At 51.7% G+C, this 20,057-nt stretch carries 16 protein-coding genes; 8 read left to right on the top strand and 8 right to left on the bottom strand.

Going from position 1 to position 20,057, the window contains the following annotated elements:
- Positions 1-53 precede the first annotated feature (53 nt).
- From GTP58_RS13275 to GTP58_RS13260, 4 genes are all read left to right on the top strand, one after another.
- Positions 54-902 (top strand): hypothetical protein, encoded by an 849-nt coding sequence (locus GTP58_RS13275; protein WP_161077848.1) that lies wholly within the window; start codon positions 54-56, stop codon positions 900-902.
- A gap of 150 nt (positions 903-1,052) precedes the next feature.
- Complete coding sequence (locus tag GTP58_RS13270) at positions 1,053-2,453, top strand: HNH endonuclease (RefSeq protein ID WP_161077847.1); 1,401 nt, start codon at positions 1,053-1,055, stop codon at positions 2,451-2,453.
- A gap of 1,234 nt (positions 2,454-3,687) precedes the next feature.
- Complete coding sequence (locus GTP58_RS13265) at positions 3,688-4,203, top strand: 3'-5' exoribonuclease (protein WP_161077846.1); 516 nt, start codon at positions 3,688-3,690, stop codon at positions 4,201-4,203.
- A 149-nt stretch (positions 4,204-4,352) separates the two neighbouring features.
- Entirely contained in the window at positions 4,353-5,204 is an 852-nt protein-coding gene (locus tag GTP58_RS13260; protein ID WP_161077845.1) for a hypothetical protein, read from the top strand.
- 233 nt (positions 5,205-5,437) lie between these two features.
- Here the strand turns inward: GTP58_RS13260 and GTP58_RS13255 are convergent, their stop codons facing one another.
- From GTP58_RS13255 to GTP58_RS13245, 3 genes are all read right to left on the bottom strand, one after another.
- Positions 5,438-5,725, bottom strand: coding sequence for an H-NS family nucleoid-associated regulatory protein (locus GTP58_RS13255; protein ID WP_161077844.1), 288 nt, complete (start codon positions 5,723-5,725; stop codon positions 5,438-5,440).
- 115 nt (positions 5,726-5,840) lie between these two features.
- A complete protein-coding gene (locus GTP58_RS13250) occupies positions 5,841-8,195 on the bottom strand; it encodes a restriction endonuclease (RefSeq protein ID WP_161077843.1) in 2,355 nt (784 codons plus the stop codon).
- A gap of 258 nt (positions 8,196-8,453) precedes the next feature.
- On the bottom strand, positions 8,454-8,768 hold the full coding sequence (locus GTP58_RS13245; RefSeq protein WP_161077842.1) for a helix-turn-helix transcriptional regulator: 315 nt from the start codon (positions 8,766-8,768) through the stop codon (positions 8,454-8,456).
- 137 nt (positions 8,769-8,905) lie between these two features.
- Here GTP58_RS13245 and GTP58_RS13240 point away from each other — a divergent pair, with 137 nt between their 5' ends.
- Both GTP58_RS13240 and GTP58_RS13235 read left to right on the top strand, forming a co-directional pair.
- The gene (locus GTP58_RS13240) at positions 8,906-9,442 is read left to right on the top strand and encodes a hypothetical protein (protein WP_161077841.1); all 537 of its coding nucleotides are present in this window, start codon (positions 8,906-8,908) and stop codon (positions 9,440-9,442) included.
- 36 nt (positions 9,443-9,478) lie between these two features.
- Positions 9,479-10,516, top strand: a complete 1,038-nt coding sequence (locus GTP58_RS13235) for a CAP domain-containing protein (RefSeq protein WP_161077840.1) — start codon at positions 9,479-9,481, stop codon at positions 10,514-10,516.
- 773 nt (positions 10,517-11,289) lie between these two features.
- Here GTP58_RS13235 and GTP58_RS13230 read toward each other — a convergent pair.
- Positions 11,290-11,712: a hypothetical protein gene (locus GTP58_RS13230; RefSeq protein ID WP_161077839.1), complete on the bottom strand. Its 423-nt coding sequence runs from the start codon at positions 11,710-11,712 to the stop codon at positions 11,290-11,292.
- 357 nt (positions 11,713-12,069) lie between these two features.
- Positions 12,070-13,899, bottom strand: a complete 1,830-nt coding sequence (gene glmS, locus GTP58_RS13225) for a glutamine--fructose-6-phosphate transaminase (isomerizing) (protein ID WP_161077838.1) — start codon at positions 13,897-13,899, stop codon at positions 12,070-12,072.
- Between the two features lie 136 nt (positions 13,900-14,035).
- Here glmS and GTP58_RS13220 point away from each other — a divergent pair, with 136 nt between their 5' ends.
- Positions 14,036-14,488: an Lrp/AsnC family transcriptional regulator gene (locus tag GTP58_RS13220; RefSeq protein WP_072783033.1), complete on the top strand. Its 453-nt coding sequence runs from the start codon at positions 14,036-14,038 to the stop codon at positions 14,486-14,488.
- Between the two features lie 158 nt (positions 14,489-14,646).
- On the opposite strand, the gene GTP58_RS13215 is transcribed toward GTP58_RS13220, so the two are convergent.
- The 3 genes from GTP58_RS13215 to glmU all read right to left on the bottom strand — a co-directional run bounded on the left by GTP58_RS13215 (position 14,647) and on the right by glmU (position 19,127).
- Positions 14,647-16,812, bottom strand: coding sequence for a TonB-dependent siderophore receptor (locus GTP58_RS13215; RefSeq protein WP_161077837.1), 2,166 nt, complete (start codon positions 16,810-16,812; stop codon positions 14,647-14,649).
- Positions 16,813-16,879: 67 nt separating this feature from the next.
- The gene (locus GTP58_RS13210) at positions 16,880-17,368 is read right to left on the bottom strand and encodes a sigma-70 family RNA polymerase sigma factor (protein ID WP_072783649.1); all 489 of its coding nucleotides are present in this window, start codon (positions 17,366-17,368) and stop codon (positions 16,880-16,882) included.
- 394 nt (positions 17,369-17,762) lie between these two features.
- Complete coding sequence (gene glmU, locus GTP58_RS13205; RefSeq protein ID WP_161077836.1) at positions 17,763-19,127, bottom strand: bifunctional UDP-N-acetylglucosamine diphosphorylase/glucosamine-1-phosphate N-acetyltransferase GlmU; 1,365 nt, start codon at positions 19,125-19,127, stop codon at positions 17,763-17,765.
- A gap of 27 nt (positions 19,128-19,154) precedes the next feature.
- On the opposite strand from glmU, the gene GTP58_RS13200 reads away from it, so the two are divergent.
- Positions 19,155-20,051: a DUF6279 family lipoprotein gene (locus GTP58_RS13200; RefSeq protein WP_229215560.1), complete on the top strand. Its 897-nt coding sequence runs from the start codon at positions 19,155-19,157 to the stop codon at positions 20,049-20,051.
- Positions 20,052-20,057: the final 6 nt, after the last annotated feature.

The raw sequence follows: 20,057 nt of genomic DNA, 5'->3' as shown, positions 1-20,057 counted from the left end.
ACCTACCAAAACGGTACAGCTGGCGGAACCATTGGCTTTAGATTGGCGGCGATGTGAAAATCTCAAAGATTGAACTTACGCGAGAAGATATATTATCTGTTCCTGCAAACGAGCGAGTATTTCTCATTTATGCAGGCCATGCCTTGAACGAACTAAATATCTTATCTCGCATGGTGGTATTTTCTATGCCGATAAGAAGAGGTGAGGCTGAGCGACAAATTATGGTTGGGCAAAGTCAGGTATTTTTGCGACTGCTAGCAGGAAAGCTTCATGAAACCTCTTCGTTGTTTGAGAAAACTTATTACAAATCAAAGGTTTCAATGATGGTAGGGAATGGGCTTAGTGATGAGGTAAAAGCTACGCTTAAGAACTTGAGGCGCTATTTTAACAAAGGAAATAAAGCTGCAATCACGGCTATTCGAAACCTCCATGCATTTCACTATGATCCTGAGCAGGTAGATGTTGGGCTAATGAAGCTTGATCCACGAATGACGCTAGATATATATTTTGATGAAAAATCGGCCAATACATTCTATGGATTTGCGGATAGTGTTATTAATAGTGCTGTAATGACATCGATTGATCGAGAAAATCATAGCGATGCTTTCAAAACCCTTCTTTCAGACATCGAACGGATCACACAATCATTTCAGCTGGTCCTAGAGGCTCTTATTGAGCAAATAGTGATGAAACGTCTGCCGCATCGGTTTACAAAACAAGCTTTATCTCATGAGCAAGCCCAATCTACTGAATGGGCAAAAATTGTCCTTCCAACTTTTGTTGAAAATCCTGCCCCGTGGTCGGTCACTCTGCACAATGGAAAAGTGCTGAGATGGGGTGGTCAACGTGTAGAAGGGCCGAAATTTCTGACCTCGCTTTTAGAGAAAAAGGAAGCAAGATGATTTAGTCTAACTGACGCTGGAGAATCAAGCGTTCGATAGTGCAATTCAGCCTGTTGCGAAAACTGCCAGTTAAATTAGGGTTCTTTTGCCGCGTCTAACTAATGAGCCGCGCAATCTAACCGATTTTATTAATTTTATTTCAAAATTAAGATGGATAATTGTTATTTGTGTGGTAAAAAATTCGACGGAATTGAAGTGGTTAAACATGGAGAGCACATTATTCAGCAAGCCATTGGCGGAACACTAATTGCGAATGATGTTCTGTGTGAAGAGTGCGGAAAGACTCTTGGCGACGAAATTGATGTTCCATTTAATAAAATTTTCGATAGCATTTGCATTCGCTTAGATATTAGAACTCATAGAGGAAATAATCGCTCAAAGCCTGCAAAAGGAGTGATACATAGCACAAAAGATCAATATGGCAATAATTTAAGCGGAATAGAAATTCTCTGGAGGGATGGCAAAGTTGCTCCGGTCAAACCTTTTCATATACACATAAGTGAGTCCAATAAGATTATTGTGTACGGAGAAAAAAAGCAGCTAGTTAATTACCTCAAAAAAGTGCGTTTGGATATTGAAAAGACATTTCCTGCGGATTCCAAGCCTGATCTGATAACCTGCGATGATATCACGGGCTTAATAATTTATCCGCTTGAGATTGTTAATGAGCATTTCGTAAAAGGAATGGCGAAAATCGCCATTGGTTTTGCCGCCAGGGCAGGGGTCGATCGTAGATATTTTGATCTTGCTTTAGATATAAATTCAAATAAGATAAAAGATAAATGCCCTCTAGTTCAGTTTTATCCACTGGGAGCTTTTGATAAAATCGTTGAGAAACATAAGAGTGAAATCCGCTATTTTCCTGCGCACACACTTATTTTATTTACATCTCCAAGCAATAGTAATATTTTAATTTGCTATATTGAATTGCTTTCTACTTTTCAATGGTACGTTATTTTGAGTAATAGCTACGATGGTCCTCCGATCTATCAAGGCTATACCCAGCGGGTCGATAAAGTGGAAGACTATGTATTCGAGCCAGGTAGAAGATACTACAAAGAGCGGGAAATGATATTATCATCATTGAATATCACCCAGAAAGAAATAGAAAAAGCGTACGAAAGGCAAAAAGATCATCCCGGCAGTAAAACAACACACGACATCGAAATTGAAATAGTTGAAAAGAAACATAACGAACAGAAATATAAAGTTTCTTTTGATGAGGAAGTTAAGTCAGCCATTGATTTCGCATTGTCTAAATGCACTGATAAGTTTACGTCTGATTCAACGTGTTTGAATGATGTATCAGATATAATGGGCAATATGCGACTATTTTACAATGTGCATAATGATGAGGAAATATTCAATTCCTCCACCTATCGAAGAGTTTATTATCATAATGAAAAAAAATATGATAGCGTAGAATCTATCATTCGTTTCTATGAAACAGATGCTGGACGCAAGGCAAAAAAAGAGTATGGGCACGAAAAAGTGTATGATCTCTGTGACTATATTCAGAAGAAAAACATAAACGATAAATTTAAAACTTGATTGGTTGTTTTCGGTTTCTAGTTGATTTTCGGCGTTGCAGGTAGGGCAACCCTCACTAGGCACTTCGTTACCATTTTTTATGATTTAAGATTTTGCAAAATAAATATTGATGGGAAAATAAAAATGAAACGGGGAGTGTATATCGTTGAATGCCTAGATGATGCTGATCCTGGTTCCGAGGGCCGAGTTTTACGCGAGGTTTTTAACTTAATGGAAGTAGAATCTAAGCTCATCCGGGTTAGTTCAATCGATCGACTGCTAGGGGCGCTTTCTGATAACGAGTTTCAACATATTCATATCACGACTCACGGTGTTGTAACGGACGACGACAAGTTTAAAGGCTGGTGGACACCCAAAGGTCAAGGATCAAAGAGCGTTGTTAAGAAACATAGTGTGAAATTATCTTGTACGTCTTTGGTAAGCACTGCCTGCCTGTCCGGCTCAAAGGGTTTTGCCGAATATGTAACAAATGTTTGGGGAAGCAAGTATTACATCGCGCCGATTGGATCTCCTCGATTCCACAATTCGGCACTCTTCTCTCACGTTTATTATCATCGACTCTTCGGAACTAGGGGGTCAGTTTCGAAGGCATTTGCCTCGTATGAGGAAACTTACGAAAATCCACATAAGTTTACGCTGTTCAAGCGAGAGCCCCGCTGATTTTTATTTAATAGAGATGTTAATTTCTTGAAAACCAATTATTAACTCTCTTTTCCGCTCTCGTCCTTCAGCGTGATAAACACGACACCACTAGCGGTCTCAGGCCGCTGCCGTACAGTGACCAACTCAGCGGCGCATGCCGGACGGCCATCGCCGTACACGTTTAGAATGTCTGAGCTATTTGCCCGTGAAAGGAAGAGTGTGAAAGCTCACATCCAATTTATTGATGGCCTGCTTGTTGCGCAGCTGGATAACGACACACACCTATCTCATGCCGACGCAGTTTCCTTGGCCGATTTGCTTTGGGAAAGCAACGTCACATCCTCCGACGTCACAATGGTAGATTGGCACCAGGATGCTGACCGAGCGCCGCTGTCAGGACACAAGGTAGCGATTTTTCATCGCCTCAGGTTGCACGAACAGTCGAATGACTGATATTGAGCTATGTTCTTGATTTGTATGCGTTTTCACAAAGAACATCACGTAAATGCTTTTTCTTGTGAAAATTCATAAAAATCAAATACTTAGAAATTTTTACTGTGCAGTTCTCTAGTCATGCATCAAGAGGTAAAGAATGAAAATGCTTTTTCTTGATACGGAGTTCACCGGGCAAGATCAGGAGAAGCCTGATCTTATTTCGATTGCGCTCGTAGACAGTGATGGTCGAGAGTTCTATGCAGAACTCCCCCCAAGCCATTATGCGGTGCAGTGTAATGAGTGGGTGCACTTTAATGTGCTGCCGCACCTGATGGGCGGAGATCATATTCTTACTGTTGATGAAATTCGATCTCAACTGATGACCTGGATATCGAACATTGACGACCACACCGTGATCCTCAACGACTGCCCCGATGCCGACTTTCGATTATTGCGGTGGCTACTACCCGAATGGCCTAAAAACTTGGCAGTTGATCCGATCCTCTTTACTACATGGGCATTAGGCGACGATATGCAGCCCGCACTACACGAATGCATGTCGAGCTACTATATTCACACCCGGCCAGCGCACAATGCCCTGAACGACGCACATGCACTTCGGCGGGGAGTAATGTTCGCGATCAGGCACGGCTGGCACTACAAGATAATGTAAAGGCTCCAAATCTGTGGAAAATGTGTGGTGAGCAACACAGCACTCTATAGTACCGTTTCCGCTTCAGCGATAACCGCTCATGGTGCTATCAACAATTCATTCAATGACAACCCTATACTGTGTCTCTGACAAACTCCATAGAGGGAAAAATGTTAGCCAAGCTCTACGAAACCTATAAAAACTGCCACAACAACCACCTTAAAGTCGCCGTATCAAAGCTAGAGGAGCCAGCTGAAAAGCGTTGGGAGAAAACGGTGGAAGCGCTGTATATGAGAGCAGCCGACCCAGCGTTCGTAGCACCACTGGTAAATAAACAGGAAGCTTATGGCGATCTGCTCGCTTCATTCCGTAATATGCGATGGGCGTTGATCGAATTCAAGATCGAAGAAAAAGCGTGTAGCAGCGAACGCGATAAATATCTGCGTACGAATCCCAAGAAATATAATGGCAACGCAGAACGGTCAAAAATAAAAGAATCGTACGAACTGGAAATGTTCGAGTCCTTTATCAACGAAATAGAGTCGGCTCAAGCCGCTCAAGCACAACAGAACAATCCTGAAGGTTCTGTGTCGCGGGAGCCGCACTTCCTAGTTTTCGGTCCCCCCAAAAGCCAGAATCTCACCAGTTTCAAAGATTTGGCCGCCAAGCGATATTGGGGAGCATGGGCGACTGAGGAACAACCGTGGACGCAAAAATCATTGAAGGATGTCCCCGTTGATGTCGCAAAAATTCCTGAATTGAGCGCCGTCTACGAAGAGTTCGTCTGTTATGCGGGATGTGTCAAGCTAGCCAAATCTGGTGTGTTTTCCGTTAAAGAAGGCGAAGACGGAAAAGGCAGCAGCCTTCAGGATCTTTCAGTGGTGATTGGCTTATCAAGTGAGGGGGTGGAAATTGTGACCACTATGGAGAATTTTTTAGCCGCTCAACAGTTGGAAGCAGAAAATCTCCTGAAGAACGAGGCGCTACCACCGCCCCCCAGTGGACATTCTCGGAAATTCTAATGCGTAGTGTAGATACGCACGATGACATCTGGCAAGTAAGCAACTGACACGCGATGTCAGAACAAGTCTGAGTTATTACAACTTGCGCGTCTCAGTGCGCCCGAACCCTTTATTCTGCCGCCACGAGTAAGCGCTGAAACGTACGAACTTAAACTTGACCGCATATATTGAATCGCCGAGGCTGAGATAATCGGGCGACGGTTCGTGCCCGATTAAGTTTGAGCTAGTACATATTATTTGATCAAATAGTCCGCTCTGTTTTTTCCATCCAGCCATTTAGGAGCACGACCGCGACCAGTCCACTCTTCACCAGTCGACGTATCTCTGTACTTAGCAGGAACCGCTTTGCGCGGCTTTGACACTTTTGCTGGACCAGCTAGGTCAGCAATAGTCAAGGAATATGCCTGCATAATTTCGCGAATTTGATTTTTCGCATTCGCAATCTCAGCCTCACGGGCCTGAGAAGCTTGCTTTTCGAGTTCGGCGATTTGCGCTTTCAATTCTGCGTAGCTGGTAGTCATATAAGTAATCCTAAAATTTAATTTGGATACGAATTGTACCCTCATTGATTCAAAACTTCACAGCCGTGTCGCTAGCTAAAACGAACGCACAGCGCGCACGTTCGCTGCTCAACATTTAAATATTTCTGTCCATTAGTCCACTGAAAAGCTGATCGATATCCATTTCTTTTTCTGTATAGCTTGAAACGAAATCATTTTGCTCAGAAGCGAGTTCGGGTTCATAACCGCTATCATGGTCTTCAATTGCACGTTCAAGTAAATCTTTGTACTGTTCGAAATCTTCGTCGATTTTTTTCTCCAGATCCTTTAACAAGTCTAACTGTTCGTGAAAAGTTCCGACATCATCATTTCTTACAATATCGTCTATTGCCTCAGATAGCCCTGACAATAGAAATTTTTTCTCACCACTTGTGATTGGAATACTTAATAATGAAATACAATTGAACACTGTTGTGATATTCCACATATCCCCCACGTTCCTATCTGATGCGTATTCAACTAGTGCCGTCTTGATGGATTCTCGGATTTTATTTATCGTTACATGGTCCCAGTTTTGAACTGATATCCACTCCACTAATCTGTCAATTGGCCGGTGGGCATCATAGGAACGCTGCATGTCGAATAAAACGCTCAACCAGTCCTCTGATTTTTTGATCCTATCTAAAATATCACCACTGCACGCATCTTTCGCAATGATGTTCTTTTCTATCTTGAGGAGTTGCAAACTGGTGTGAGCCTTAAATTGAGGTACTACGTGCAGTGCCGGATACGATGCCATGCCATCGTGCGTGCCGCAATTCATCTGATATTTACGTTTTTCATCTTCGACACGGAGAGACGATTCACGTAGAGTGCGCCAAACACTCTGAGAAACTTTACCACTATCCGCGTCCTCGGCGACCTCAAGCAATTCGTCCAGCTGATCAATATTCTGGAGCGTTTCCGCTAACCGCAAAATCCAAGACGATGACCGCTGGACTTGGCTTGCAATAAATTCACGAACAGACGGATTTTGGAACCGAACAACGCGGTACTTGTAAGTTTCTGGATGCCAGGCCGCAGGTAGCCTAAAGGTATATACAAAATTCCCATCTAACTGGCGCAATGAATCCTCGAACTCTTTCTCTATAACTTCAGGCGCGACTGCCGGATTAAGAGCGATTAGTCCATTCATTAGTTCATCGAACGTGGCCGCTCGCCCAAAACTCCAAAGCACGACGAGCAACTGCCGAGAATAGGGGCTAATTTCCCGATCAAACGGGTGCGCCCAAAGTTTAGAAGGGTTATTAAATTCTTTTTCAATATATTCTACGAATTTATCATCTTCGAGCTGACGACTATTAGCATTTTTAGAAATTGTTTCGATCACTCGTGGATTAAAATTACGATGAGAAAGTATTTTAGAATAAATTTTGGTTTTCAATACCTTAGATAATTTACTGTCGGGAAGATCTGAAAAATACAAATGATTAAAAAGTATCTGCCCCCTTGTTCCTGTGCCGTAATCCTCGACAGAAACAGTACATTTCTTCAAATCTCCAGCTCGGTCCCAAAGAGTACCGTGTTGATTCTTTGCATCCTCAAGGATGTACTCACGAGTAGTGAGGATAAGACGAATATGAGGTGACTTGGAACACTCGTCGATGAGATGAAATAAAGATTTGTCCTCATTCTTATCGAGTTTATCAGTCTCGAATTTCGCTTGCCCCAAAAAATCGTCATACACTAAAACCATCTTTTGGTGGCCTGTGATAGCGCCGTGAACCAAGCTCCATGCTTCATCGATGTTGCCTACAACCCATACGGGGCTGTAATCATCCTTTAAGTAATGGCATAAAAGCATACGAGCAAGCGTGGTTTTGCCAATGCCAGGATTTCCAACAATAAGAACATGACCATTCTGGTTCAGGATTTCCAAAGATCTCTGTAAACCGGGATGTGGTACTAATTTTCGTATTTCTTGAAGGGTAGATGCTATCGTCGCTTCGGTGATGGTAAAGATTTTTGAATTTAAAACGCGCTCTAATATAGCAGTGCTGCCAACCCATAGTTTAAAATGAGCGCGCTCAACAGTAGGATAATTTCGTATTAAAGCATTAACTTCGGTTCCGCCATAGATGTCATCAGTGGAATCGCAATATGGCGAAAGGATTTTGATAATATCTTCTTTGTTTACTTTCGAAAGCGGAACTGAAGTAACCAAAACGTAGCGATCAAACTTCAATTTCTTTAGCTTTTTTACCTCTTCCTTCAACGAGCTTTTCAAGGCCGATAGTTTATCCGCAGCATATCTTTTGCACTGTATGATCGTCGTTGGCTCATTCTCTGGACTCCGGCTATTGAGGAGGTCGATTCCTCCATCCTTTCCTTCTTTGAAAGATTCAAGTCTAGTACCCCATTCGTGAAAAAGAAGGTCAGCGACCAGTTGCTCAAAGTCCGTAGGCGAAAGAGACGAAAAATCGTAGGCCATGAATTGATTGCAAGGTTTATATGAGAAGCCTCCAATCTAACAGCTTACTGTCAAGCAGGCCAGTGCAGAGGCTTAGGCAGCATCTATCATATTAGGTGGCACATGCACCTTTTAGACGTAGCTGGAAAAATGGGTTTCCCTCGTTCCGATCATCTATTTCAAGTCGGTACTGGAAGGCTCGTATCCCTTCGCCTGGCCATGAGTTGCATGGACGATGATCGGAAGTGAACGTGTTAGCAGGGTATAGTCGCAGCGCAACTATTCGACTCTCTTTTTCATCACTTTGCGCGGTCTGGGGATAGTCGCCGATTGAATTTGATCAGGGGAAATATTTGCGACCTTCAGCCGATATTGGTTCGAGAACTCCCCAATATCGATATCTAACGCGGCGGCGAAGCTCATGAATTCGGCGAAGTCGACGCGTCGAACCCCGCTCTCAGATTTCGATACGTAGGACTGGGGTTTCTTGAGCAGCTCAGCCAACTCCACTTGCTGTAAGTCCCTCGCTATCCGAGCGTCAATGAGCATCAGACGGAATATTTCGTAACTTTTGTCGTGTAATGGATCGGCCATAGCAAGAGGCTAAGCGCAATCAAAAAAGTTCCTATATTCGGATATGGGATATAATTCAGTAAAATTTTCAATGGGAAATTTCACGTCTTTGAATGTTTATAACTTTGTAGTAGATCCACAACCTTATTGTAGCCTATATGACAACTTTTATTGTCCGTGGAAAACTGGGTAACATTCCCAGTGGCGTTTGGGAAAAGGGATACACAAGATTTGCTTACCTTGACGTAGGAGATCACCGAATTGACAACGTTACGGTCGACGTATATCTCGACGCCTCCTTGATTGAGTGTGCAGGTGAAGATGTCGAACTATCCCTTTGTAAGATCAGAGGTAGTGGATACCACCTCGCAGCTATAAAAACAGAGGGCCGGAAAATCCTTCGTCTGCCAGATCCGAAGGGCTTCATGCTTGGCGAAACACTCGTTGGTGCTGTTGTATGGGGTCTGGTAGCCCTAATCACGACCGCTCTAGGAGGGCCGATCCTGCTTGGCATTGCGCTATATCCGATGCGGGCCATCCTTCCTGATGACGAGAAGATCTTCGCCCCAATTATGTTCGCTCTCTTCTTCGCTCTCTGGGCGATCCAACTCACTTGGTTCCTCTTTTACTCGAAGCGCTTCTCACCTCGAATGCGCCTCAAAGCGATCAATCAGGCTCGCTTCGCATTGGATTGACTACCGCAGAATTTAACTCTCAAATTGAAAAAACAAATGCTCAAATCAGCAAATCTGTTGTCAGCAGTTGTGGTCGCTAGTTTGATTAGCGCTTGCGGTGGTGGCGGCAGTAATAGTGTGGCGACCGCACCTACATCCCCGACCGGTCCGACAAACCCAACCGGCCCTGTTGTTACACCAGGCGATACTCAGACCACAGTTCCGGCGCTGACCTACGCATCCACCAGCCAAGAATACGCCTTCGTGTCAGCACTGAATGACTTCCGTAGCAAAGTCGGTCTGGGTTTGCTGGCGCAGAACCCGAAGTTGGACGCAGCCTCGGCTAACCATCTGGCCTATCTGCTGGTGAACGACGTCAACAACGGCGGCACCGTCAACTTCAACAGCTACGATCCCGTGAGTGGCCGCTCAATGCTGCACATCGAAAACGGTGCTCTGGCTAAGTTCACTGGCATTCAAGAAGGTGATCGTGCCAAATTCGCTGGCTACGATGGTTCGTACACTGGCGAAGAAGTCACCTTCGGCGGCAATCAAGGTGGCGCTACGGCCTTCGGTACGCTGGCACAAACCGTGTACCACCGTGCCGGTTTGATGCTCCAAAACGTGCGTGAAATCGGCGTAGCCGTGGGCACAGACAAGTCGCAAACTGTGGTCATGGAAATGGGCCTGAAAACCAACCAGTCGGTCGCTTCGGACTATGTTGGCGTGTATCCTGCGAACGGTCAGACCGGCGTGGCGCTGCATGCGTATGTGGAAGCGCCTAATCCGTTCCCAGACCTGTCCACGGCCAATGATGATTTCCCGACGAAGACTAGCTACCCAATCAGCGTTTCTGTCGTGACCAACAACACCATCGCTGTGACCACTTTCGCGGTGACCGAAGCAGGCCAATCAGCACCGATGGATGCCCGGTTGATGACCCGCTCGAACGATCCGAACGCATACCTGGCGAGTAATGTGGCGTTCCTGATCGCCAAGGCCCCCTTCAAGTCGGGCACCACTTACAACGTGAAGTTCGCTGGCACCAATAACGGCGTAGCCTTCACCAAAGAATGGTCCTTCAAAACCAAGTAGATTAGGGTGGGCCTCACAACATAGGCCCGATCGATTTCTAAGAGGTAGAAAGCAATGACGCAAGAAATGATAGAGATAGGCATTGACGATGTCCTATTCCACCTGGATGTTGTCCTACCCGCTCGATTCTCAAAAGACCAGAAGACGCAGCGCTATATTTCGCGGAGTCTGTCGTCGATCGTAGATTTACTCACAACGCAGTACCCAACCGAGAAGCGCGTGACGATGCAAAGCAGATACTCCGACGACGAACCGTACCAAATGCGGAATGTCGCGGCTATATATGCAATTGGTCATCGCAAGAACTTCCAATCATTCCTGTGCGAATGCGACGGCGAGCGTATCGCCATCGGAATCAATGATGACGCTGAGACCTCGGCGGAGCCGGTGAAAATCTGGCCCCGACATAATCATTTGGCTTGGAGTTCGCTTAACAGTGCTGACTTGATATGACACGAACTACCGGATGATCCAGAGTCCTGAAAAAGCGCTAACCTTGCATTTCCTCAGAACAGGTTTTCTGGATGACTAGGCACATCGTCAATAAATGGGAACTGATCTTCTGAAGAAAGTGGGGGTTCCTTCCTCCACCTTTCCAGTAGTTCACCGAGTGTTCTAGGCTTGTTGAGCAAGAAAGTACGCCGCCGCTGAAGGATATGCCGTCGCTTCAATCCACGATTGCTCATGTCACGCGTCCCATATTAAATCTGCGCAGTAGTTTTGTTAGAGACGAGAGTATTTCAAGTGAAGGGAGCCGAATATTAGATGTCCTTTCACGCAAAGTGAGTCCCGTCCCGCTCCTTCCTCGCTGCGTTTAGCAACTCCTCGGTGTTGTCTAATATCTGCATTGGGGGGACCGCAACTTCCGCTCCTTCTTGTACTCTCGCGATCCACCCGTTCGGAAAAAAGAACCAAGCCGCAATCGCCCACGCTTCTTTAGCCGTAAAGCAGGCGAGGACATCCTTGATTATTGGATGTGGCAAATGCTTCGCGTCAAACTGAAACTGTGGGTATAGGACAATCTGTCCAGGCACACAAAATATTCTCCTCTCACGCAGCCAATGTGAGATCACCTCAGTACCGTGAGTTCCTGCGGTGGTAACCAGTTGAGCCAATTCCTCGTGCGAGTACCAAACCATTCCCTGGCGCAGCTTTTGGATAGTTCGTTGGCGCGCATCGTCTTCATTTTTATCCATCGTCACAAACTCTGAGTCCGTATCTAAGCTCGGTGACGATGACACCATTCGAGAACATGGTCAATCAAAGTTTGGTGCCGCCATTAGAGACAGATGTGCCGCAGTTAGAGAATAGACCGGGAAGGTAAGCATGATAATTGGCTTAGTCAAAAAGTCCCATAACTTACTTTTTTAGTCAATCTATGGGTTCTTAGAGGGCGAAAGGCCCCGCAATATTAGTCAATCTAAGCACACCTCCCTCGTGATTGTCGAAATTTCCCACGAACCGACTTTAATTGTCGATCGGGGGGTGGCTTAGAGGGGGAAATTTCCCACGATAATTGTCGATCAAAGACACTGGCCGGAGATCCAGGATGGTTATTCCACCGTGACCGACTTGGCCAGGTTGCGCGGCTTGTCCACATCGGTGCCGCGAGCGACGGCGGCGTGGTAAGCCAGCAGCTGCAGGGAAACCACGTGCAGGATCGGCGACAGCAGACCGTAGTGTTCCGGCAGACGGATCACGTGCACGCCTTCGCCCGAGGTGATGCGCGAGTCGACGTCGGCAAACACGTACAGCTGGCCGCCGCGCGCGCGCACTTCCTGCATGTTCGACTTGAGCTTCTCGATCAGCGCGTCGTTAGGCGCAACCGTGACCACCGGCATTTCTTCGGTCACCAGCGCCAGCGGGCCGTGCTTCAGCTCGCCCGCCGGATAGGCTTCCGCGTGGATGTACGAGATTTCCTTGAGTTTCAGCGCGCCTTCGAGCGCGATCGGGTAGTGCATGCCGCGGCCCAGGAACAGGGCGTTTTCCTTGCGCGCGAAATCTTCGGCCCAGGCGATGATCTGTGGCTCCAGCGCCAGCACGGCCGAAATGGCGACGGGCAGGTGGCGCATGGCTTTCAGGTGTTCGACTTCCTCTGCTTCCGTCAGGTGGCCGTTGACTTGCGCCAGCGCCAGCGTCAGCAGGAACAGCGCCGCCAGCTGGGTGGTGAAGGCTTTGGTCGATGCCACGCCCACTTCGACGCCGGCGCGGGTGATGTAGGCCAGTTTGCATTCGCGCACCATGGCGCTGTGGCCGACGTTGCAGATGGTCAGCGTGTGTTCCATGCCCAGGCTGCGTGCGTGTTTCAGCGCGGCCAGGGTATCGGCGGTTTCGCCGCTTTGCGAGATGGTGACCACCAGCGTGTTCGGATGCGGCACGCTGTCGCGGTAGCGGTATTCGGAGGCGATTTCAACGTTGACGGGAATCTTGGCCACCGATTCGATCCAGTACTTGGCGGTCAGGCCGGAGTAGTAGCTGGTGCCGCAGGCTAGGATCAGCACGCGGTCGATCTGCTTGAAGACGTTGTAGGCGCCATCGCCAAACAGTTCGGGCATGATGCCGGTGACGCCTTCCAGCGTATCGCCGATCACGCGGGGCTGTTCGAAGATTTCTTTCTGCATGTAGTGGCGGTACGGCCCCAGTTCGGCGGCACCAGTGTGGGCCTGCACGGTTTTCACGTCACGCTCGACTTGCTTGCCGTTGCTGTCGACGATCCATACGCGGCCCAGTTGCAGGTCAACCACGTCGCCTTCTTCCAGATAGATGATCTGGTCGGTGGTGCCGGCCAGCGCCATGGCGTCCGAGGCCACGAAGTTTTCGCCCTGGCCCAGGCCGACGATCAGCGGCGAGCCCTGGCGAGCGGCAACCACGCGGTGCGGTTCTTCGCGGCAGAACACGGCAATCGCGTACGCACCATCGAGGCGTTTGACGGCTTGCTGCACGGTGTCGAACAGGTCGCCGTTGTACATATGCTCGACCAGGTGGGCGATCACCTCGGTGTCGGTCTGGCTCTGGAACACATAGCCGAGCGCGGTCAGTTCGGCGCGCAGTTCGTCGTGGTTTTCAATGATGCCGTTGTGGACCAGCGCAATGCGCGCCTGCTCGGTCGAGGGCGAAAAGTGCGGGTGGGCGTTGTGCGACGCCGGCGCGCCGTGCGTGGCCCAGCGGGTGTGGGCAATGCCGGTGTAGCCTTCCAGCCGGGCTTCCTTGATTTGCTGTTCCAGGTCAGCCACACGCGAGGTGCTGCGTGAGCGCTGCAGCTGGCCGTCCACGTGCAGGGCCACGCCGCAGGAGTCGTAACCGCGGTATTCCAGGCGTTTCAGACCTTCCAGCAAAATGGGAGTGATATTGCGTTGCGCTACTGCGCCGACGATGCCGCACATAGAATACCTCGGTGAGTGGATTAGGTTAGCCGCAATCGTAGAGTAGTGGCCGTGAAATATGCTTTCTAATTCCTATTGAAAATGACATAAAATTTCACCATACTGACCACATGAAATATTCTTTCAATTTTGACTCATGGATGAAATAGATCGTCGCATTCTCAATGCGCTCCAAGTTGATGCATCTCAAACCAATGCGGAATTGGCTGCTGCGGTGCACATTTCGCCGCCAACCTGCCTGCGGCGGGTCAAGCAGTTGCGCGAAAGCGGCGTGATTCAGCGTGAGGTGGCCATCGTGGCGCCGGAAAAAGTCGGCCCCAGCCTGACGGCGCTGGTGGAAATCTCGCTCGATATCCAGGCCGCCGAGCGCATGACGGCGTTTGAAGCGCTGGTCGCCAACGAGGCGGCGGTGCTGCAATGCTACCGCGTGGCGCCCGGGCCGGACTTTGTGCTGGTGGTGCAGGTTGCCGACATGCCGGCCTATAACGCGCTGGCGCACCGCCTGTTCACCAGCCACGCCAACGTGCGGAATGTGAAGGCTTACTTCTCTACTTTCCGCAGCAAATTCGAGACCCGCATCAGCCTGTGAATAAAGCTGTTGGCAACTCTTGAACAACGTTATACAGACTTAATCCCTGCATAAGCACAGGCTATGCACTGGCTTATACAGGGCTTTTCCTCAGCTTATCCCGGTGCTTATCCCTGTGGTTTTCACCTGCTTAACCACAGGGATATCCACAGCCGGCGTTAGAACCTGGCCGTCATGGTGAGGCTGATATTGCGTGGCTCGCCCCAGAAGACGCTGTCGTAGAAGCCAACGTTGCGGTAGTACTGCTTGTCCAGCAGGTTGCTGACGTTTAATTGGGCACTCAGGTTGCGGTTGATCTCGTACCCCGCCATCACACCCAGCAAAGCATAGCTGCCTTGCGTCAGGCGCGATGCCTCACCGGCCGGGGCCTTGGGCCGGCCGTACCAGGATTCGCCATAGGTGGCACTTTGCGCGGTCAGGCTGCCGCCTACTTTCAGGCCTTGCAGCACATGGTTCAGGCGGTAGGAGCTGGACAGGCGCAGCAGCTGGCGCGGCTGGGTCGGCTCGCCGCGCTTGCCATCGGCAGTGGCGATGTCGAGGATGGTGTAGCCGCCGCTGACGTTCCAGTCGCGCGTGATCTGGCCGGAAACATCAAACTCGATGCCGCGCGCGGTCAACCCGTTGCCATCCGCCACGTAGGCCAGGCTGCCGTCCGGCAGTTTGAAGCCAGCCGGGACGGAGCGGTCCAGCACGGCCAGATTCTTTTTCAGCGTGCGGAACACAGCGGCCGAGGCATTGAGGCGCTTGTCCAGAAACTCGCCCTTGATGCCCAGCTCGGCATTGGTGCCGGTTTCCGGCGACAGCAGGTGGTTGTCCTTGTCCTTGGAAGTTTGCGGATTGAACAGCGTGGTGTAACTGGCATACGCCGACAGCTGATGGTTGAGGTCGTAGACCACGCCCGCATACGGCGTGACTTCGTTTTTGGTCTCCTGCAGGTTGCTGCTGCCAGTGAATTTGCCGCGGGTGTCAAACGCCGAATCCTCCGTGCGGTGGTTGCTCACGCGTGCGCCCAGCACCAGCGTCAGCGGTTCCGCCAGGTTGAAACGGCCGGCCAGGTAGGCGCCGCCCAGCTTGGTTTCGGTTTCGGTATGCGAGCCGTCCGGCACGAATACCGGGCGCGGAATATTGCCGGTCCAGTTGCGGTAGTCTGGAATCGCATCAGGATAGTCGTGATGCGCTTCGCCGCCCTGGCTGCTGCTGACCAGCTTGCCGCCATTCCAGCCTGCGATCAGCGTGTGCTGGCGGCCAAACAGGGTGAACGGGCCGGTCGCGTACAGATCGTAGTTGTCGTTGATGCCTTTGCCTTCGCCCCAGGCGCCGGTCCACAAGCTCATGCCTTTGCCGGTGGCGGGATCCGGATAGCCGGCGCCGCCGTTGACCACGGTGGTGTTGTTGCGGCTGTCCGTGCGGGCGTAGCCCAGATGCAGTTTCCAGCCGCTGCCCAGGCGCTGGTCGATCGACGTGAACACGGTTTGCTGCTTGTTGGCCCAGGTGCTCCATGGCGCGCTCAGCGAGAAGTTGCGCGGCAGATTGGCCAGCGAGCCGTCGGCACTCCAGTACGGCACCGCGCCCCAGGTCGAGCCGGTCGGTTTGTTGCGCTGGAAGTCGATGCCGGCGGTCAGCAGCGTGGCGGGCGTCAGATCGGCTTCAACGATGGCCATGCCCACGGTTTTGCGCTCGTGGTACATGTCCATGTAGGAATCGCGTGTCTGGTGCGCCAGCGCGACGCGGCTGCGGATCTTGCCGTCAGCGCTCAGCGGCACGCTCAGGTCCAGTTCCTGGCGGCGGTCATTCCAGCGGCTGAAGATGAGGCTGGCGCTACCCTGCAATGTCCGGCCCGGGCGCTTGCGCACCATGTTGATGGCGGCCGACGGATCGCCCGTGCCGCCCATCAGGCCGCTGGCGCCGCGCACGATTTCGATGCGGTCGTACAGGATGGTGTCCGACAGCGGCGAGTTGGAGCCCTGCGGCATGCCATCCACCTGGATATTGCTGATGCTGAAGCCGCGCGCATAAAAGCTGGTGCGTTCGCTATCCTGCTGGCCGATCATGATGCCGGTGCTGAGCGCCAGCGCTTCGTCCAGGCGGTGCAGGCCGAGGTCGTCCATGAGCGCGCGCGTGACCACGCTGACCGATTGCGGGGTGTCGCGGATCGACATTTCCATGCGGGTCGAGGTGTGGGCCGAACCAGCCAGATAGCTGTCGTCGCTCTGGTTCTGGCCTTTGACTTCCACCTTGGTGATCTGTTCTTCGTCGGCGGCGCAGGCCGGGTAGGCGGCGCTCAGCGCCAGCGCCAATGCCGTGATGTGCAACTTGTGAACCATCTTACTTTTCCCTGTGTTGTGATTGGTACTAAGTAAGACCGGCGACTGCGGAAAAGGGGACAGCGGTTTATGCCAGGGCCATCAGACACTGGGTAAATGCCGAGGCCATATAGCGCTTGACCGTGCGTACGGTGACCCCCAGGCGTACCCCGATATCGCTGTAGCCCAGGCCTTCCAGCTGCGACAGCAGAAAGGCTTCACGCGCCTTGGGCGGCAGGCCATCCAGCATGCGGTCGATGTCGTGCAGGGATTCGAGAATGATGAGGCGCTCTTCCGGCGACGGCACATGGCAGGGCGGCAGTTGCGCCAGCACTTCCAGATAGGCGCGCTCCAGCGACTGCCGTTCGGCGTAATTGATGAGCAGGCGATGCGCCACCGTGGCCAGGTAGGCGCGCGGCTCGCGCATTTCGCGGCAGCAGCGCTCCGGCTGGCACAGGATACGTACAAAAGTCTCCTGGGCAACGTCGGCGGCATGGTCGGCGCCATTGGCCTTGCGGCGCAGCCAGCCGAGCAGCCAGCGGTGATGGGCGACGTACAACTGTCCAACGTCGGAAATAGGCACGGTTTGATGCACAGGTCAGCAAATTCGGAATGAGAATTATTCTCATTGTATCAAATATGCAATGACCTCGGCGAGGCAATTGCTTATCCCCGCACTTTCCCGGGCCTGTCCACAGCTTTATGCACAGGCCTGTAAAGTTATTCCTGGGTTATCAGGGCATTATTCAGCACTTACCCACGCGCTTACACACAGAGTTATGCACATTTGCTGAAAATGTGGGCGGTTTTGGGCTTGCCGACACAACGCCAGTACTGTAAACCGCTGCTTGCCTGACAGGACCTGCTTGCCCACCTGTTTTCCCGTGCTTGCTCAGGGCTTACCCACAGATTTATCCACACATAAAAAACGGCGCCCGCAGGCGCCGTGGTGTTTGCTGCGGAGTCCGCGCTTATTTTTTGATCTTGACCGGACGGGTCCAGTTTTCGATGGTCACCTGGCGTGGCCGCGACACCGTCAGCTTGCCGGCCGGCGCATCCTTGGTCAGCGTGGTGCCCGCGCCCAGCGTCGCGCCCTTGCCCACGGTAACCGGCGCCACCAGCTGGCTGTCGCTGCCGATGAAGGCGTCGTCTTCGATCACGGTGCGGAACTTGTTGGCGCCGTCGTAATTGCAGGTAATGGTGCCGGCGCCGATATTGACGCGCGAACCGATGGTGGCGTCGCCGATGTAGGCCAGGTGGTTGGCCTTGCTGTGCGCGGCCACCTGGCCGTTTTTGATTTCAACGAAGTTACCCACATGCACATCCTCCGCCAGCACGGTGCCGGGACGCAGCCGGGCGTACGGGCCGATGATGGACGCATCGCCCACCACGGCTTCTTCGATATGGCAGAACGGTTTGATCTGCGCGCCCGCCAGGATGCGGGCGTTGACGATCACGCTGTGGGCGCCGATATGCACGCCATCCGCCAGTTCGACCTTGCCTTCAAACACGCAGCCGACGTCAATGGTGACGTCGCGGCCGCAGATCAGCTCGCCGCGCACATCGATGCGGGCCGGGTCCAGCAGCGTAACGCCGCGTTCCAGCAGCTGGTTGGCGATATTGCGTTGGTGAATGCGCTCCAGCTCGGCCAGCTGCACCTTGCTGTTGACGCCGGCAACTTCCCACTGCGCCGACGGCTGGGCCGACACCACCGGCACATCGTCCGCCACGGCCAGCGCGACGATATCGGTGAGGTAGTACTCGCCCTGGGCGTTGTCGTTCTTGATCGCGCCCAGCCACTGTTTCAGGCGCAGGGTCGGCACCACCATGATGCCGCTGTTGATTTCCTTGATGGCGCGCTCGGCCTCGGTGGCATCTTTTTGCTCGACAATACGCACTATGTGGCCATTCTCACGCACGATCCGGCCTAAACCGGTAGGATCATCCTGTTCGACCGTCAGAATGCCCAGCTTGTCGTTACCAGCCGCGGCGATCAGCGCCTGCAGCGAGGCGGTGGTGGTGAGCGGCACGTCGCCGTACAGGATCAGGGTCGGGACCTGGTCGTCGAGCTCAGACAAACCTTGCATCACGGCATGGCCGGTGCCCAGCTGCTTTTCCTGCAGCGCGGTGGCGACCTGCTCGGGCTGTTTGGCAAGCAACGCCTGCACGGCTGCGCCTCCGTGCCCGTAAATCACGCATAATCGGCCGGCGGACAGGCTGCGCGCGGTATCGAGCACGTGCTGCAGCAGCGGCTTGCCGGCCAGAGGGTGTAACACTTTCGGCAGCGCGGATTGCATGCGCTTGCCCATGCCAGCAGCGAGGATAACGACGTTCATAGGTGCCAAATCAGAGAGAGTGTATAAATGCACAAGTCTACCATGCCCCTGTCCGGTGTCCGGACCCTGTATCAACTGTTTCTGCTCACATTGATGGTGCTGCTTGCAGCATGCAGCTCGCTGCGCCTGGCCTACAACCATGGCGATACGCTGCTGTACTGGTGGATCGACGGCTATGTGGACCTGAATTCCGACCAGAAGGAATGGGTGCGGGAAGATATCGACAAGCTGTTCCACTGGCACCGCAAGACCCAGCTGCAGGATTATGTGCAGATCCTGCAAACCGCGCAGCGCCAGCTGACTGCCGGCCCGACCCAGGCCGACCTGCAAACCGATTTCGACGACATCAAGAAGCGCACCGAGTCGCTGCTGTTGAAAGCAGCGCCGGAACTGGCCGACCTGACGCGCTCGCTGCAAGCAGACCAGATCGCCACGCTGGAACGCAAGTTCGCCGCCAACAATGCTGATTTCCGTAAAAAGAATATGCGCGGCGACCGCGAGGCGCAGCAAAAGTTCCGCTATAAAAAATCCATGGAGCAGTTTGAGCTGTGGTTCGGCAGCTTTACCTCCGAGCAGGAAGCCGCGATCCGCCAGGCCTCCGATGCGCGGCCGCTGAATAACGAGATCTGGCTTGATGAACGCGTGCGCCGCCAGAAAAATATCGTGGCGCTGGCACGCCGGGTGCAGAGTGAAAAGCTGGGCAAGGAAGCGACCGTGGCGGCGATTCAGGAGCTCATCAAGGACGGCTTCGAACGCCTGGAAAACTCCGAACGCAAAACCTTCTTTGACAGTTACGAGCAAGCCAATCTGCAACTGGTGCTGACCGTCATCAAGCTGGCCACGCCAGCCCAGAAAGCCCACGCGCAAAAGCGCATGCAGGGCTGGATCGACGACTTCCGGACTCTGGCGACCGACCAGAAATAAGCTGCC

This window comes from Duganella sp. CY15W, from assembly GCF_009857555.1.
Lineage (GTDB): Bacteria > Pseudomonadota > Gammaproteobacteria > Burkholderiales > Burkholderiaceae_D > Rugamonas > Rugamonas sacchari.
Note: the sequence above shows the minus strand (reverse complement) of the source record. Positions and strands in the feature narration are given on the sequence as shown.